The organism is Streptomyces sp. NPDC088261 (genome assembly GCF_044740805.1).
Lineage (GTDB): Bacteria > Actinomycetota > Actinomycetes > Streptomycetales > Streptomycetaceae > Streptomyces.
Map to the genome: position 1 here is coordinate 252,811 of NZ_JBIURL010000005.1, position 15,133 is coordinate 267,943.

The window sequence follows — 15,133 nt, forward strand, 5'->3', positions numbered from 1 at the left end:
CGCTTTCGCTTTCCCCGTACCGCTCTCGCGTCCCCCGTACCGCTCTCCCGCGGTACGCCAGCAAGGAGGAGTTGTGGCGTCAACCAGAAAGACTCTGCCGACCAATGAGGCCGAGGCCGCCGCAGGAGTGTTCGTCCGTAAGTCCACCGGGCTGATCCGTGAGGTGTCGCTGTTCGACGCCGTCATCATGAACACGCTCGGCATGAACGTCGCCGTCGGCGCGGTCTTCCTGTTCCTTCAGGCGCAGACCGCCTTCCCGCGCGGCAACATACTCACCGCGGTGGTCCTGGGCACCATACTCATGGCCGTCACGCTGCTGTGGGTGTACGCGGAGTTCTCCGCCGCGATGCCCCGCTCCGGCGGTGACTACGTCTTCGTCAGCCGCACGCTGCACCCGATCGTCGGTTTCCTGCTCTCCTGGAGCCAGGGCCTCTGGATGATCTTCTTCTGGATCGGCTTCAACGCCTGGTTCGCCCTCACCTTCGCGGTGCCCGTCGCCCTCACCACCATCAGCGCCGTCACCGGCCAGCAGGTCTGGGCCGACATGAGCAACGAACTGCTCTCCAAGCAGGACTTCCTGGGCATCCACACCCAGTGGTGGGTCATCCTGCTGGGCGCGGTCATCACCATCGGCTTCGGCGTCATGCTCGTCACCGGCGGCCAGGCGTACTGGCGGCTCCAGAAGGTGCTGTTCCTCGTCGCCGGTGTCGGTCTGCTGGTCTCGGTCGGTCTGCTCCTCCTGCGCGGCGGCCACATCCCGTCCGGCTGGGACAGCTTCGCCGACCGGTCCGGCGGCCTGAGGTTCGACCAGATCGAGTCCGCCGCCGCACAGGCCGGCTACCACTCCTCGGGCGGATTCAGCCTGTCCCAGACGCTGCTGATGCTTCCCTGGGTGTTCTTCGTGGTCGGTTACGCGCAGGGCTCGGCGCAGATCGGCGGCGAGATCAAGCGGGCCTCGCGCAGCCAGTACCTCGCCATGGTCGGCGGCGTGTTCGCCAACGGCGCGGTCCTCGCGCTCATCACCTGGCTGCTCACCTCGCACGTCTCGGCCAAGTGGCTCGGCAGCCTCGGCTACCTCGCGAACAACCAGCCCGACAAGCTCGGCCTGCCCGGCGGGCTGCCCCCCGGATTCAACTTCCTGGCCGCACTGCTCACCCACAACATCTTCCTGCTCACGCTGATGGGCCTCGCGTTCGTCATCTGGGCCGTCATGGGTACGCCCCTGTCGGCGATGCAGGCCACGCGCTACATGCTGGCCTGGTCGCTCGACCGCACCGTGCCGCACCAGCTGGGCGAGGTCAGCGAGCGGTTCCGTACCCCGGTCAAGGCGATCGCGTTCTGTACGGTCACCGGCATCCTGGCCCTGATCCTGCTGACCAACGTGGCCAACGCCACGCTCCTCGGCGCGCTGCTCGCCCAGATCGCGGCGTTCATCGTGGTGTCGATCGCCGGCATCGTCTTCCCCTGGCGGCTGCGGGACGTGTGGGAGTCGGCCGGCGGCAAGCGCGTCCTCGGCGTTCCGCTCGTCACGCTCGCCGGCGCCGGTGGCGTACTGGCCCTGGGCACCCTCCTGATGGCGTTCATCTTCAACGACTCCATCAACTCCACTTTCGGCGTCACCCGCGCCCTGTCGCTGTACTTCATGGTCGGCGTGGTCGTGTCCGGCGTGATCTGGTACTTCGCCGCGCTGCTGCTCAACCGCCGCAGGGGCGTCGACCTCGGCCTGGTGTTCCGTGAGATCCCCCCGGAGTGATCCGCGGAGTGATCGCCCGAAGTGATCCCCGGAGTGATTCCACGGGTGGGGTCCCGCCGCAGGGATCCCACCCGCACCACCCGGCCGAAGGAGGCACCCACCGTGGAGGAAGAAACCATGAACGAGCTGGCCGAGACACCACAGGTCGTCATCGTCGGCAACCTGACCATTGACGACGTCGTCCTTCCCGACGGACGTACCAGCATGGCGAGTCCGGGCGGGAACGCGGTCTACAGCGCCGCCGGGGCGCGCCTGTGGCAGGTGCCGGTCGGCGTCGTCACCCGCCGGGGAGAGGACTTCCCCGCCGCACACCTCACCCGGCTCGGCGCGCTGGGCATCGACACGGCCGGGGTGGTCCCCATCCCCGGCCCGACCGTGCGCAGTTGGGTGTTGTACGGCGAGGACGGCTCGCGCGAGTGGGTGTACCGCACCCCCGCCGAGCGGTCCCGCGAGGTCGCCGTCCGGCCCGGGGACCTGCCGGCCGGGTGGCTCACGGCCGACCCGGCGCCGGTCGTCCACATCGCCGCGATGCCGCTGCCGGCGTCGGCGGCGCTGGTGGACGCGGTCCGCGCGCAGGCGCCGGGCGCCGTCATCACGCTCGACACCCACGAGGGGTGGGCGCACGAGCCGCCCGCGGACGTGCTGGCGCTGGCGGCACGGGTGGACGTCTTCGTCCCGAGCCGCGAGGAGCTGGCGGACCTGGCCGGGTACGACGACCCGGAACGGGCGGTGGCCGGCCTGCGTACCCAGGGAGTACGTGACGTGGTGGTCAAGCTCGGCGCCGCCGGGGCGCTGGCCTGCCGCCTCGGCGAGGACCCGGTCCTCGTCCCCGCCCACCCGGTGGACGCCGTCGACCCGACCGGCGCGGGCGACGCGTTCTGCGGCGGCCTGGCGGCGGGTCTGGCCAGGGGCGAGTCCCTGCTGGCCGCCGTGCGGCGGGGGTGCGCCTCGGCCAGTTTCGCGGTGACGTCGTTCGGCTCGATGACGCTGGCCGACACCGACCCGGCGGAGGCGGCCCGCCGCCTCGCCCACGGCGGGGACGCGCGGGCCGACGCCCGGGACACGCGGGCCAAGCACGGTGCCACACCCGCCCAGGCCGGAGACCCCTCGCCCGAAGACCCCGAGCCGTACGAGATCTCCGTCATGATGGACGAGATCGACACCGTGCCCGAGGTGATCGAGGACCACCTGCGCGACGCGGACGGCGCCGTCCAGGCCATCGCGGACCTGCTCGTGCAGCACGGCATCGAGCACCTCTACCTCACCGGCTGCGGCGATTCGGCCTTCGCCGGATCCGCCACCGCGCTCGCCTTCGCCAAGCACGCCGGCGTGGCCGCCGAGGGCGTGCACGCCCTGGACCTGGCCCGTTATCGCGTACGGTATCTGCCGCCCCGATCAGCCGTCCTCGGCGTCTCGTTCTCCGGCAAGGTCGGGCGTACGACGGAAGCCCTGGTGCAGGCCGAACGCTTCGGCCACCTCACCATCGCGCTCACCAACAACCCCGACGGCGCGCTCGGCCGCGCGGCCCAGCACCTGCTGCCGATCGACGTGCCCACGCTCGGCTTCTCGCCGGGCACCAGTACGTACCTCGGCATGGTCGCCACCCTGCTGGACCTGGCCCTCCGCTGGGGTTCGGCGCGCGGCCGGGACACCTCGGCGGCCCGCGCCGTGCTGGAGACCAGCCCGGAACTCGCCCGCTCGACGCTCAAGGCCAACGCCGAGCCGGCCAGACAGGCCGCGCTGATGCTGCGCGACCAGCCCTGGGTGACCTTCCTCGGCGCCGGACCGAACGAGGCCGGCGCGCGCTTCGGCGCCGCGAAGCTCTTCGAGGGACCCCAGATCATGGGTGTTTCGACGAACACGGAGGAGTGGGCGCACGAGGAGTACTTCGTCACCACCCCCGGCACACCGGTCGTCCTGGTCGCCCCCGACGGCGCGGGCCACGACCGGGCCGAGGAGATCATCGCCGAGATCGACTTCATCGGCGGCCGCCCGATCCTGGTCTCCGACCGCGAACCCGCCCACCCCGTACACCTGCTGCCCCTCGCGCCGGGCCTCCCCGAGGAGTTCACCCCGCTGCTGGCCGCGCTGCCGCTGAGCCTGATCGGTTTCCACCTCGCCGACACGCTGGGCAAGCGCAGCTACAACTTCGGTTCCGAGGAGGTCAAGGCCGAGCACTACGACACCATTCACCGCGCCACGATCGGAGAACCGGCATGACCGATCTACCCGAATCCGACATCGAAGCCGAGGCGGTACGGCTGATCGACGGCCTCGCGGAACGCGGTTGCGTGGCCCGTCTGATCGGCGGCCTGGCCATCGCCGAGCACCGTCACACCGCGATGCCCGAAAGCCTCTCCCGCTCCTACGGCGACATCGACCTCGTCATCCCTCCTCACCGGACGGCCCCGTTCCGTACGGCGATGGAGGAACTGGGCTACACGCCCAACAAGCGGTTCAACAACCTACGCGGCGACAAGCGGATGCTCTTCTACGACGAGCCCCACGACCGCCAGATCGACGTGTTCGTCGGCCGCTTCGACATGTGCCACGGGGTGGCGCTCGCCGACCGGCTCGACACCGGTGACCGCACGCTCTTCCCGTCCGATCTGCTGCTCACCAAACTCCAGGTGGTGCAGATCAACCGCAAGGACCTGATCGACGCGGTGACGCTGCTGCTCACCCACGACGTGGTCGACGGCTCCGACGGGGTCGACGCCATCGAGCTGGGCCGGCTGATCCGGATCACCTCGGGGGACTGGGGCTGGTACACGACCCTCACCGACAACCTGGACCGGATCCCGGACGTGGCACGCGAACTGCTCGAACCGGGCCTCGCCGACCTCGTCGCCGGACGGGTCCTCCGGCTGCGCGACGGCCTCGAAGCCGCCCCCAAGTCCCTCAAGTGGAAGACCCGTTCGAAGATCGGACGACGGGTCTCCTGGTACGAACTCCCCGAGGAAGTAGGGCAGACCATTGTCACGCGCTAAGGACACCAAACTCTTCTTCGCCACCGACATCCACGGGTCGGAGCGCTGTTTCCGCAAGTTCCTCAACGCCGGGAAGTTCTACGGCGCCGAGATCCTGCTGATGGGCGGCGACATCACCGGCAAGATGCTCGTCCCCGTGGTGGAGGCGGGCCAGGGCCGCTACGAGAGCTTCCTCTTCGGCCGCCGCCGCGAGATCGAGGCCGACGAACTGCCCGCCCTGCGCAAGCAGATCACGGATGCCGGCTACTACGTCTACGAGACGACCCCGGACGAGATCGCCACGTTCCGCGACCAACCGGAGCTGGTGGACGCCAAGTTCCGCGAGGTCATGCACGCCACCCTGCGGTCCTGGCTGGAGCTGGCCGAGGAGCGGCTCGACGGCACCGGCATCACCTGCCTGCTCGCCCCCGGCAACGACGACCCGTTCTTCGTGGACGAGTTGCTCGGCACCTCCGCGCGGGTGATCAACCCCGACCGGACCATGGTCGAGCTGGAGCAGGGCTACACCCTGGTCAGCGTCGGCTACTCCAATCCGACCCCCTGGGACTCGCCCCGTGAGCTGCCCGAGGACAAGCTGCGCCAGTTGATAGACCACCAGGCGGCGACCGTGCCGGACATGTCGCGGTGCATCTTCAATCTCCACGTCCCGCCGAAGGACACCATGATCGATCAGGCGATGGCGCTGGACGAGGAGTTCCGCCCGGTCATGAAGTCGGGCAGCCCGGTGATCACCGGCGTGGGTTCCTCCGCGGTCCGGGAGGCCCTGGAGGAGTACGAGCCGCTGCTCGGACTGCACGGCCACATCCACGAATCGCGCGGCGAGGCCCGCTTCGGGCGTACCCGCTCCATCAACCCTGGCAGCGAGTATTCCGAGGGCGTGCTGCGCGGCGCGCTGATCACCCTGTCGCAGAAGAAGGGCGTCCGTGGCTACCAACTCGTCTCCGGATAGTGGGCTTTCCGTCGGTGTCCTGGGCTCGGCACGGCTGACCGGCGACGACCCCCGGTGCGTGACGGCCCGGGAGGTCGGGGGCGCGCTGGCCGGGCAGGGGTGGACGGTGGTCACCGGTGGCTACGGCGGTCTGATGGCCGAGGTCTCGCGCGGCGCCGCCGACGCGGGCGGCCGGGTCGTCGGTCTTCCGATGCGGGGCTGGACCGCGCTCGTACCGAACGAATGGACCACCGAACACCGTTGGTCCGACGGCTATCCCGAACGCCTCGGCCATCTGCTGGACTGCGACGCGATCGTCGCCCTCGACGGTGGCGTCGGGACCCTCGCGGAAACCACCGTGGTGTGGTCCGCCCTCCAGACCGAGCCCGCGGCTCCCCCCGTGGTCGCGGTCGGCCCCGCCTGGCGGGCGTTGCTGGCCGCGATCGCCGAGAACCTGATCGTCGGGCCCGAGGACCTGGCCCATGTCGCGCTGGTGGACCATCCGTCCGAGGTGGCCGCCGCGATCCGCGCGGGGCGCGCCGCGCGGCGCGCCGTACAGCCCCGTGGGTGATTTTTTTCTGTACGGCTCCGAGGCTCGCCCGGCACGTAACAGAACCGCCCTTCTTCTCGCCGAGAGGACAGACCCATGACCGAGACACCCGCCTTCCGGCTGGTGGGGATGGTCCATCTCCCCCCGCTGCCGGGCATCCCCAACTACCGGGGGACACCGCTGTCGGAGATCATCGACCAGGCCGTGGCCGACGCGGTCACCCTCACCGACGCCGGGTTCACCCATCTCATGATCCAGAACGCCTGCGACGTACCCGCCCAGACGACGGTCGCGCCCTCCACCATCGCGATCATGACGCGCGTCGCCACCGAGGTGAGCGCCGCGAGCCCGCTGCCGCTGGGCGTGAACGTCGCGCACAACGACGGTCCCGGCGCCCTCGCCGTCGCCTACGCCGTGGGGGCGCCGTTCATCCGGGTCAAGCTGCTGACCGGTGCGGCGGTGGGCCCGGACGGGATCATGGCCGGCTGCGGCCTGGCCACCGCCGAACTTCGGGCCCGGCTCGGCGCCGACGTCCGGATCTGGGCCGACGTCAACGAGGCGACCAGCCTGCCGCTGGCCAGGGGCGCGGACGACGTGTGGGCCGCCGTGGAGGCGGTCAAGTTCGGCGCCGCCGACGTCCTTGTCGTGACCAAGGACTCCGGTGTGGCGGACGCGCTGGACGCCATCGCCCGTATCCGGGAAGCGCTGCCGGACACGCCGCTGGTGGTGGGGGGCCGGGTCGGCCCCGCCAGTATCGCGGCGACCCGGGCGGGGGCGGACGGGGCGATCATCGGGGGCGCGCTCAAGAAGGACGGCGGGCACTTCACCCGGGTCGACGCGACGCTGGCGAGGGGGTTCGCCGCGTGACGCGGTGTGCGGCCGGCTGTAGTCGTTGATCTCAACTCTCCGGTGGGGGAGCCAGTTCGGCCCACACGAGCTTCCCGGGCCCGAGCCGGTCACTGACCCCCCAGGCGTCGGCCAGCGCGGCGACCAGCACGAGCCCGCGCCCGTCGGTGGCGTCGAGATCCGGCGTACGCTGCTCGGGCTTCTCGGAGGACGCGTCGTGGACCTCGATCCGGAGACCTCCTGGCGTACCGAAGAACCGCGTCTCGATCTCCCGCCCCGGCGAAACCCGGGCGTGCCGCGCCGCGTTGGTGAGCAGCTCGGAGAGAACGAGCAGCGCGGAGTCCTCCAAGGACGACAGTCCCCACCCCAGCAGCGCCTTGCGCAGTTCCAGCCGCGCGAGCCCCACACATCGCGGATGCCGACTCCACCGCATGACGACGGTGCCGTTCGGGTCGAGAGCCATCTGGCCGCCCCTCCAAGTCCAAGTCCGTTGCTGAATGTGATGATTCGCTCACAGCCTGGAGCTTGACTCGCTACGCTTCTAGGTGATTTCGCCTGACAGCACGCGTTTCAAGTGAGGAGCTGGTCCCATGCCGGAGGCACGGAAGTCGCGGACACTGAGGGAGAAGTACGGCGAAGAACTGCGACTCCGCCGCCTGGCGGCGGGCCTGACGCAGGAGGCGCTGAGCGAGGTGGTGGTGTGCTCGCCCACGCTGATCAGCCACTTCGAGGCGGGCCGCCGCTTACCGAATCCAGAGGACGCGAGGCGCCTGGACCAGGCGCTGGGGACGGACGGGTATTTCCTGCGGTGGCTGGGGGACCTGGACCCGAAGTTCGCGAACTACTTCGCGGCGGTGGCCGAGTTGGAGCGCCTGGCGACGGAGATCCGGCAGTACGGACTCTCGCTCATCCCGGGTCTTCTCCAGACGGAGGCGTATGCGCGTGCCGTGTTCCGCGCGTACCTGGCGAATCACTGGGACACCGACGTTGACCAGCGTGTCGTCAATCGCATGGAACGGTCGCAGATCCTCGCAGCTCCGTCAGGGCCCGTAGTGTGGACGCTGTTGGACGAGGGGGTGCTGAGGCGGCGAGTCGGTGGTTCGCAGGCCATGGCCCAGCAGCTCAACAAGGTCGCGGACTTGGCCGAAGCGGGACGGCTGAGGTACCACGTCCTGCCCTTCGGAGGCGGAGAGCATGCGCTGATGGAGAGCCCGCTCGCCTTGCTCAGCTTCAAGGACACGGCGCCTGTCGCCTACGTCGAGGGGCTGTACACAGGGAACTTGATGGACGATCCGGCTCTGGTGAGCAACTGTCAGGCCGCCTACGATATGGCTCTGGGAAATGCGTTGTCGCAGTCGGAGTCGCTTGCCCTGACCAGGGCCGTAGCAAAGGAATACGAAAATGACCGGCAGTGAGCACTGGCGCAAGTCCAGCTACAGCGGCGGCGGCAACGGCGACTGCCTGGAGGTCGCGGACGGACACGCGCACGTCCCCGTCCGCGACTCCAAGAACCCCCAGGGGCCCGCACTCGCTTTCCCGGCTCCGGCGTGGGCCTCCTTCGTGGCCGCCCTCAAGGGCGGGGATCTGTCGTAGTCGCTGGCTTTGACCAGGGCCGTAACCGAGGAGTGCGAACTTGACCGGCAGTGGGCACTGGCGCAAGTCCAGCTACAGCGGTGGTGGCGGTGGCGAGTGCCTGGAGGTCGCGGACGGATACGCGCACGTTCCTGTGCGCGATTCCAAGATTCCCCAGGGCCCTAGGCTCGCTTTTCCGGCCCCGGTGTGGGCCGTTTTTGTTGCCGCCCTCAAGGGCGGAGACCTGTTGTAGTCGCTCGCCCTGACCAGGGCCATAGCAAAGGAAGACGAACATGATCAACAGTGAGCACTGGCGGAAGTCCAGCTACAGCGGCCCCAGTAACGGAGACTGCTTGGAGGTAGCAGACGGACACACCCACGTCCCCGTCCGCGACTCTAAGAACCCGCACGGCCCCGCGCTCGCCTTCCCGGCCCCGGCCTGGGCTTCCTTCGTCGGCGCCCTCAAGGGCGGGGACCTTTCGTAGCCGCTGGCTCGGCCAGAGCCGTGGCAAAGGAGTACGAACATGATCAGCGCTGAGCAGTGGCGGAAGTCCAGCTACAGCGGTGGGGAAATCCCACAGGGCGAGTGCCTGGAGGTCGCGGACGGATACGCGCACGTTCCCGTGCGCGACTCCAAGAACCCCCACGGCCCCGCGCTCGCCTTCCCGGCCCCGGCCTGGGCTTCCTTCGTTGCAGCCCTCAAGGGCAGGGAACTGTCGTAGTCGCCTGCCCTGACCGGGGCCGTAGCAGTGGAGTGCGAACGTGACCTATGAACGCTGGCGTAAGTCGAGCTACAGCGGGGGCGGCAACGGCAACTGCCTTGAGGTGGCCGACGGATACGCCCACGTCCCCGTGCGCGACTCCAAGAACCCCCACGGGCCCGCGCTCGCCTTCCCGGCCCCGGCCTGGGCTTCCTTCGTTGCAGCCCTCAAGGGCCGGGAACTGGCCTGAGGACTGGTCAGCCGCGCGGGCGCCCGCGCAAAATCCGATGACGTGGACGACCCTCCCCGGGATACTGCTTGCCCATGGACGAGGTCAAAGTTGTCGTCGCTCATTCCGAGCGGGCGACCCTGCGTGTCGGTGACGTGTTCCTGAAAGTGGACGCCGATCAGGCGCGTATCGACGTCGAGGTCGAGGCGATGAGCCTGGTACCGATCCCGACACCGGAGGTGCTGTGGCGCAAGCCGCCCGTCCTGGCGATCGCCGCGGTCCCGGGCACCGCGCTCGGCGTCCTCGGTGAGCCGTCGACCGCGTCCCGGGCCGCGTGGGCCGCGGCAGGCGCCGCCATCCGGAAGCTGCACGACGCGCCGCTGCCGGCCAGGACCGGCGGGGCCGGCCGGGACCCGGTCGAGCTGGCCGCAGAGCTCGACGCCGAGTGCGCGCGGCTCGTGGCGGACGGTGTCCTGCCCGCCGACCTCGTCACCCGCAACCGCGAGGTCGCCGAGGCCGCGTTCCGGCCCTGGACCCCGGCGTTCACCCATGGCGACCTCCAGATCACGCACGTCTTCACCGAGGACGACGAGGTCACCGGCATCATCGACTGGTCCGAGGCGGGGCAGGGCGATCCCCTGTACGACCTCGCCACCCTCACGCTCGGACACGAGGAACGCCTCGGCGACGTCCTCGCCGGCTACGGCACCGACGTCGACCGAGACGTCATCCGCGCGTGGTGGTCGGTGCGCAGCCTGCTGGTGATCCGCTGGCTGGCCGGGCACGGCTTTGACCCGTTCGCGCCGGGCTGCGAGGTGGACGTACTGAGATCCCGGATGTGAGGCCGCGATCCGGACGTCGCAGAGGCGCATCGACATGACCAGTGGTGAGCGCGCCCTCAAGGGCGGGGATCCGGTGTCGGCGACACCCACGCGCCAGATCCGCGCGCTGCACACCGCTGAGACGATCACCGTCTACCAGGCGTACCCGCCGGCCATCGGGCTGCCCGCCGCGCGGGACGGGCGGTTTCCCGACGTGTGGAAGCGGGACCGGATGACGTGGATCAAGCCCTCGTTCCTCTGGATGATGTACCGCTGCGGGTGGGGGCTCAAGGAGGCGCAGGAGACCGTTCTCGCCGTGGAGATCTCGCGGGACGGGTTCGACTGGGCCCTGCGGCACGCGTGTCTGTCGCACTACGACCGGGACGTGCACGCCGATCAGGTCTCCTGGAAGCGGGAGTTGAAGCGGGCGCCCGCTCGCGTGCAGTGGGATCCCGAGCGGGATCTGCGGCTCTCCGCGCTGCCCTATCGCTCGCTTCAGCTCGGCCTCTCGGGGGACGCCGCCCGGAAGTACGCGGACGAGTGGACCGTGGCCATCTCGGACGTGACCCCCCTCGCCCGGCGCGTGCACGAACACGTGCGCGCCGGCGAACTGGTAACCGCCGCCTCGCTGTTGCCGGCGGAGACTCCGTACCCGTACGACAGATCCGTCGCCACGGCGCTTCTTTTGTCGTGACGGCGCATCGCGGATAATATTCTTCACGCCCCATTCCGCGTGGCAGAGAAACGAAACTTCCGTCACGGTTCGTACTGTGGTCTGAAATTCGTAGGTATGGCTGTGACCTGCTTTGTTTCTTCAAACGGGTGCTGCATTCGCGTTTGGTTTTACTATTCCTTGAGTCTCTGGAACATTTGAGATCAGAACGTCGGCCGACCCGCGGCCGATTTCTTTACCGAGGAGTGCGCATGCAGTACGGAACCGATTTACGAGCCGCTGTCCAAGCGCCGGGCACCACGCCCCTCATCGGCATCTACGACATGTATTCGGCCTCCATCGCGGCCCAGCACTACGACGGATTCTTCGTCTCCGGATTCGGCTTCGCCGCCTCGCACTACGGGCTGCCCGACATCGGATTCATCGCCTGGCCCGACATGGTGGAGTTCACCGAGCGGCTGCGTCTCGCCTTCCCCACGCACCACCTGCTGGTCGACATCGACGACGGGTACGTGGACCCCGAAGTGGCCTGCCACGTGGTGCAACGCCTGGAGCGGGCCGGGGCGTCGGGCGTGATCCTGGAGGACCAGAAGAGACCCCGGAGGTGCGGGCACGCGGACGGCAAGCAGATCCTGCCGCTGGAGGGGTACCTGGAGAAGCTGGACCTCGTGCTGGAGAGCCGGCGGGACCTGCTCGTCGTCGCGCGTACCGACGCCACCGAGGAATCCGAGATCATCCGCCGCGCCGCCGCACTCGCGGAGACGGACGCGGACGTCGTCCTCGTGGACGGCGTGCGCAGCGTCGAATGGATCAGCCGTATTCGCGAAGTCGTCGGCTCGAAGCCGCTCCTGTTCAACCAGATCGCGGGAGGGAAGTCGCCCCGCCTTTCGCTGACCGAACTCACCGATCTCCACGTCGACGTGGCCATTTACAGCACCCCGTGCCTTTTCGCCGCGCACAGCGCGATCGACAGCGCGCTGCTCGAACTGAAAGCGGCCGACGGGCGGCTGCCCGCCATGGCGCACACCGGCGCCATCGGGGTCAAGGCGGCCACGGAACTGCTGGAGAAGAACATCAGCAGGCACCACGAACACCGCGCACCGGTCCCGGCCCAGTGAATCAATTGCGCTCCACCGGGCTTCTTGTCGTGGCGGCCGCGAGCCTGCTGTACGGCGCGGCCGCCGCGCACGCGGCGGACGACACACTGCCCCCTCCCGTCGCGCACGCCCTCGACGACGGCGATGACAGCGATGACGAGTCGGAGGACCGGGCGCGCCCCGGTCAGACCATCGGGCTGCTGGTGGTCGACAACTCGTCCCGGGACTCGATCCTGGAGATCGACCGGACGTTCAACACCCTGCTGCACAGCAAGGGCACGGCGGGCAGCGACCACGACGGGGGCGGCGGCGCCATCGACGTGGAATCGCGCGAGGTGTCGGGACCGGACGCGGTCGCGGTCGGGCATCCGCCCTGGCAGGGCGAGGGCAGTGAGTGAGATGACGACCCCGGCCTCACCCTCACGCCCCTCCCGGCCGCGCCGCCTGCCGAGGGCGGTCGACCCGTACGTCGTGGCCCTCCTCGGTACGGTCGGGCTGGCGGTGCTCCTGCCCGCGACCGGCCGGGGCGCCACGCTCGCCGAGGGCACGGCGGACGTCGCCATCGCCCTGCTGTTCTTCCTCTACGGCGCCAGGCTCTCCACCCGCGAGGTGGTGGACGGACTGCGGCAGTGGAAGCTCCACCTCACGGTCGGCGCGAGCACCTTCGTGCTCTTCCCGCTCCTGGGGCTGGCGGCCGGCTTCCTCGTCCCCCATCTGCTCACGGAACGGCTCTACATCGGTCTGCTCTTCCTCTGTGTGGTCCCCTCGACCATCCAGTCGTCGATCACGCTGACCTCCACGGCGCGCGGCAACGTCCCGGCCGCCGTCTGCGCCGGCACGTACTCCAGTCTGTTCGGGATGATCGCCACCCCGCTGCTGGCGGCCTGGCTGGTCGGCTCCGACGTCGGGTTCTCGCACCACGGCCTGCTGTCCATCGCCTCCCAGCTGCTTCTGCCCTTCCTGGCGGGGCAGTTGGTACGCCGCTGGATCGGCGCGTTCATCGCGCGCCACAAGAAGTCGCTCAGCCTCCTGGACCGGGGAGTGATCCTCCTTGTGGTCTACACGGCCTTCAGCAGGGGCATGGCGCAGGGGATCTGGCACCAGGTGACCCCTGGCCGGCTGATCGCGCTGTTCTGTCTGACCGGACTCCTGCTGGCGGTGGCGCTCGCCACCACGTCCTTCGCCGCCCGGCGCCTCGGGTTCAGCCGGGAGGACCGCGTCACCGTCGTGTTCTGCGGCTCCAACAAGAGCCTCGCGACGGGACTGCCCATGGCGGCGGTGCTGTTCGGGGGATCGGCCGGGCTCGTGATCCTCCCGCTGATGCTCTACCACCAACTCCAGCTCGCGGTCTGCTCGGTGATCGCGAACCGCTGGTCCCGCGCGTCCGAACCCTCGCCGGTCACCGTGCCCGCCCCCGCAGGTCTCCGCGCGCCGGGGCCGGTCGCCTGACCAGGACCGCGGAGTGCCCGATCGACGGGCACTCCGCGGTCGGAGTTTCACGGCTCGGACGGCTCAGAACAGCGAGTACAGCAGCTTGTTCGGGGAGCCCGTGCCCGGGTTGATGACCTTGTTGTTCGTCGCGCCGGCCACCAGCGCGTCCCTCACCTGCTGCGGAGTCGCCGTCGGGTGCGTCGCCAGGTACAGCGCGCCCACCCCCGCGGTGTGCGGGGTGGCCATCGACGTACCCGAGATCGTGTTCGTGGCGGTGTCGCTGGTCCGCCAGGCCGACGTGATGCTCACCCCCGGCGCGAACAGGTCCACGCACGTACCGAAGTTGGAGAACGACGCCCGCCGGTCCGTGCTGTCCGTCGCGCCGACGGTGATCGCCTCCGCGACCCGGGCCGGCGAGTAGTTGCACGCGTTCTGCGGAGTGCCGAGCGCGTTGCCGTTGCCCGCCGCGATGGCGTACGTGATGCCGCTGGCGATCGACCTGCGCACCGCGTTGTCGAGGACGGTGTCCGCGCCGCCGCCCAGGCTCATGTTGGCGATGGCGGGCTTCACGGCGTTGGCCGTCACCCAGTCGATCCCGGCGGCGACCCCGGCCGTCGTACCGGACCCCTGGCAGTTCAGGACCCGTACGGCGATGAGCTTGACGCCCTTCGCGACCCCGTACGTACCGCCGCCGACCGTCCCGGCGACGTGCGTGCCGTGGCCCTGGCAGTCCTGGCCGTTCTGGCCGCCGCCGACGGTGTCCGTACCGACCGACGCCCGGCCGCCGAAATCGGCGTGCGTGGTGCGGATCCCGGTGTCGATGATGTACGCGTTCACGTTCGACGCCGTCGTGTTGTACGTGTACGACGCCGACAGCGGCAGGTCACGCTGGTCGACCCGGTCGAGACCCCAGGTCGGGTTCGCCTGCGTGGCGTTGAGGCGGACGGTCGCGTTCTGCTCGACGTACGACACCCGGGGGTCGGCGGCCAGCTTCCGCGCGGCGGCCGTGGACATCGTCGTGGAGAAGCCCTTGAGGGCGGTGCGGTAGACGTGTTGCGGGGTGGCGCCCAGATCGGCGGCGCTGGTGGAACCGTCCTTGAGGATGACGATCCAGCTGTTCTCGACGGCCGTGCCGGCGGCGGCGAGACGGACCTCGCCGGTGGGCGCGCTCTGTGCGGTGGGGGCCGCGGCGAACTGGAGACCGGCGGCGAGGGCGATCACGGGGATCAGCGCGCCGAGGCGGCGTACAGAGGATGGCATTGTCGTGCACCTGACCTTTCGTTGTCCGGATTGCGGGCAAGTACGGGGTGCGGGGTGCGGGTACGCACGTAGTGCGGTGCGCGGTGCGCGGCGTGCGGGTGCCGCAAGGTGCGTGGCGTACGGGGTGGGGATGCGCGTCAGCGTCTCGCGTGACCCGGAGGTGCACAAGATGCCAATACCGGCCGACGTTTGCGCGCCACCGTCCGCGGGGCGGCGCGGTCACCGATGTCCTCGATCGCCGGACGGGCTCATATCGGCCGCGCGCCCACTACCGCGCCTGGT

General features: G+C 69.7%; 19 protein-coding genes. 17 read left to right on the top strand and 2 right to left on the bottom strand.

All coding sequences use genetic code 11. From position 1 onward, the window contains the following. Positions 1 to 73: 73 nt before the first annotated feature. The 6 genes from ACIODU_RS12975 (at position 74) to ACIODU_RS13000 (ending at position 7,088) form a co-directional block, all read left to right on the top strand. Positions 74 to 1,753, top strand: a complete 1,680-nt coding sequence (locus ACIODU_RS12975) for an APC family permease (RefSeq protein ID WP_401767120.1) — start codon at positions 74 to 76, stop codon at positions 1,751 to 1,753. Between the two features lie 102 nt (positions 1,754 to 1,855). Further along, entirely contained in the window at positions 1,856 to 3,973 is a 2,118-nt protein-coding gene (locus ACIODU_RS12980; protein ID WP_401767122.1) for a PfkB family carbohydrate kinase, read from the top strand. Beyond that, positions 3,970 to 4,743 carry a nucleotidyltransferase family protein gene (locus ACIODU_RS12985; RefSeq protein ID WP_401767124.1) on the top strand — a complete coding sequence of 258 codons (774 nt, stop codon included), beginning with the start codon at positions 3,970 to 3,972 and terminating at the stop codon, positions 4,741 to 4,743. Before ACIODU_RS12980 ends, ACIODU_RS12985 begins: the two co-directional genes overlap by 4 nt. Then, entirely contained in the window at positions 4,730 to 5,692 is a 963-nt protein-coding gene (locus tag ACIODU_RS12990; RefSeq protein WP_356427672.1) for a hypothetical protein, read from the top strand. The genes ACIODU_RS12985 and ACIODU_RS12990 overlap by 14 nt, the downstream gene beginning before the upstream one ends. Next, complete coding sequence (locus ACIODU_RS12995) at positions 5,667 to 6,242, top strand: LOG family protein (RefSeq protein ID WP_401767127.1); 576 nt, start codon at positions 5,667 to 5,669, stop codon at positions 6,240 to 6,242. Before ACIODU_RS12990 ends, ACIODU_RS12995 begins: the two co-directional genes overlap by 26 nt. A 75-nt stretch (positions 6,243 to 6,317) precedes the next feature. Beyond that, the gene (locus ACIODU_RS13000; RefSeq protein WP_401767129.1) at positions 6,318 to 7,088 is read left to right on the top strand and encodes a BtpA/SgcQ family protein; all 771 of its coding nucleotides are present in this window, start codon (positions 6,318 to 6,320) and stop codon (positions 7,086 to 7,088) included. A gap of 31 nt (positions 7,089 to 7,119) precedes the next feature. Here the strand turns inward: ACIODU_RS13000 and ACIODU_RS13005 are convergent, their stop codons facing one another. Beyond that, positions 7,120 to 7,530 carry an ATP-binding protein gene (locus ACIODU_RS13005; protein ID WP_401767131.1) on the bottom strand — a complete coding sequence of 137 codons (411 nt, stop codon included), beginning with the start codon at positions 7,528 to 7,530 and terminating at the stop codon, positions 7,120 to 7,122. A 127-nt stretch (positions 7,531 to 7,657) separates the two neighbouring features. On the opposite strand from ACIODU_RS13005, the gene ACIODU_RS13010 reads away from it, so the two are divergent. The 11 genes from ACIODU_RS13010 (at position 7,658) to ACIODU_RS13060 (ending at position 13,609) form a co-directional block, all read left to right on the top strand. Continuing rightward, complete coding sequence (locus ACIODU_RS13010) at positions 7,658 to 8,482, top strand: Scr1 family TA system antitoxin-like transcriptional regulator (RefSeq protein WP_401767133.1); 825 nt, start codon at positions 7,658 to 7,660, stop codon at positions 8,480 to 8,482. Beyond that, a complete protein-coding gene (locus ACIODU_RS13015) occupies positions 8,469 to 8,660 on the top strand; it encodes a DUF397 domain-containing protein (RefSeq protein ID WP_401767135.1) in 192 nt (63 codons plus the stop codon). Before ACIODU_RS13010 ends, ACIODU_RS13015 begins: the two co-directional genes overlap by 14 nt. Before the next feature lie 40 nt (positions 8,661 to 8,700). Then, a complete protein-coding gene (locus ACIODU_RS13020; RefSeq protein WP_401767137.1) occupies positions 8,701 to 8,892 on the top strand; it encodes a DUF397 domain-containing protein in 192 nt (63 codons plus the stop codon). A 40-nt stretch (positions 8,893 to 8,932) separates the two neighbouring features. After that, positions 8,933 to 9,124, top strand: a complete 192-nt coding sequence (locus ACIODU_RS13025) for a DUF397 domain-containing protein (RefSeq protein WP_401767139.1) — start codon at positions 8,933 to 8,935, stop codon at positions 9,122 to 9,124. 39 nt (positions 9,125 to 9,163) lie between these two features. Further along, positions 9,164 to 9,361 (top strand): DUF397 domain-containing protein, encoded by a 198-nt coding sequence (locus tag ACIODU_RS13030; protein ID WP_401767141.1) that lies wholly within the window; start codon positions 9,164 to 9,166, stop codon positions 9,359 to 9,361. A 40-nt stretch (positions 9,362 to 9,401) separates the two neighbouring features. Continuing rightward, positions 9,402 to 9,590, top strand: a complete 189-nt coding sequence (locus ACIODU_RS13035) for a DUF397 domain-containing protein (protein ID WP_401767143.1) — start codon at positions 9,402 to 9,404, stop codon at positions 9,588 to 9,590. Positions 9,591 to 9,664: 74 nt separating this feature from the next. Next, positions 9,665 to 10,411, top strand: coding sequence for a phosphotransferase family protein (locus ACIODU_RS13040; RefSeq protein ID WP_401767145.1), 747 nt, complete (start codon positions 9,665 to 9,667; stop codon positions 10,409 to 10,411). Between the two features lie 34 nt (positions 10,412 to 10,445). Then, complete coding sequence (locus ACIODU_RS13045) at positions 10,446 to 11,084, top strand: DUF4291 domain-containing protein (RefSeq protein WP_401767146.1); 639 nt, start codon at positions 10,446 to 10,448, stop codon at positions 11,082 to 11,084. 230 nt (positions 11,085 to 11,314) lie between these two features. Beyond that, positions 11,315 to 12,181: an oxaloacetate decarboxylase gene (locus ACIODU_RS13050; protein ID WP_401767148.1), complete on the top strand. Its 867-nt coding sequence runs from the start codon at positions 11,315 to 11,317 to the stop codon at positions 12,179 to 12,181. A gap of 29 nt (positions 12,182 to 12,210) precedes the next feature. Then, on the top strand, positions 12,211 to 12,558 hold the full coding sequence (locus ACIODU_RS13055) for a hypothetical protein (RefSeq protein ID WP_401767150.1): 348 nt from the start codon (positions 12,211 to 12,213) through the stop codon (positions 12,556 to 12,558). A gap of 1 nt (position 12,559) precedes the next feature. Beyond that, positions 12,560 to 13,609, top strand: coding sequence for a bile acid:sodium symporter family protein (locus ACIODU_RS13060; RefSeq protein WP_401767358.1), 1,050 nt, complete (start codon positions 12,560 to 12,562; stop codon positions 13,607 to 13,609). A gap of 63 nt (positions 13,610 to 13,672) precedes the next feature. On the opposite strand, the gene ACIODU_RS13065 is transcribed toward ACIODU_RS13060, so the two are convergent. After that, on the bottom strand, positions 13,673 to 14,851 hold the full coding sequence (locus ACIODU_RS13065) for a S8 family peptidase (protein ID WP_401767152.1): 1,179 nt from the start codon (positions 14,849 to 14,851) through the stop codon (positions 13,673 to 13,675). Positions 14,852 to 15,133: the final 282 nt, after the last annotated feature.

Coding starts and splice junctions, on each gene's coding strand:
- ACIODU_RS12985 (WP_401767124.1), top strand. CDS start 3,970: ATGACCGATCTACCCGAATCCGACATCGAAGCCGAGGCGGTACGGCTG.
- ACIODU_RS13000 (WP_401767129.1), top strand. CDS start 6,318: ATGACCGAGACACCCGCCTTCCGGCTGGTGGGGATGGTCCATCTCCCC.
- ACIODU_RS13005 (WP_401767131.1), bottom strand. CDS start 7,530: ATGGCTCTCGACCCGAACGGCACCGTCGTCATGCGGTGGAGTCGGCAT.
- ACIODU_RS13010 (WP_401767133.1), top strand. CDS start 7,658: ATGCCGGAGGCACGGAAGTCGCGGACACTGAGGGAGAAGTACGGCGAA.
- ACIODU_RS13015 (WP_401767135.1), top strand. CDS start 8,469: ATGACCGGCAGTGAGCACTGGCGCAAGTCCAGCTACAGCGGCGGCGGC.
- ACIODU_RS13025 (WP_401767139.1), top strand. CDS start 8,933: ATGATCAACAGTGAGCACTGGCGGAAGTCCAGCTACAGCGGCCCCAGT.
- ACIODU_RS13030 (WP_401767141.1), top strand. CDS start 9,164: ATGATCAGCGCTGAGCAGTGGCGGAAGTCCAGCTACAGCGGTGGGGAA.
- ACIODU_RS13040 (WP_401767145.1), top strand. CDS start 9,665: ATGGACGAGGTCAAAGTTGTCGTCGCTCATTCCGAGCGGGCGACCCTG.
- ACIODU_RS13045 (WP_401767146.1), top strand. CDS start 10,446: ATGACCAGTGGTGAGCGCGCCCTCAAGGGCGGGGATCCGGTGTCGGCG.
- ACIODU_RS13050 (WP_401767148.1), top strand. CDS start 11,315: ATGCAGTACGGAACCGATTTACGAGCCGCTGTCCAAGCGCCGGGCACC.
- ACIODU_RS13060 (WP_401767358.1), top strand. CDS start 12,560: ATGACGACCCCGGCCTCACCCTCACGCCCCTCCCGGCCGCGCCGCCTG.
- ACIODU_RS13065 (WP_401767152.1), bottom strand. CDS start 14,851: ATGCCATCCTCTGTACGCCGCCTCGGCGCGCTGATCCCCGTGATCGCC.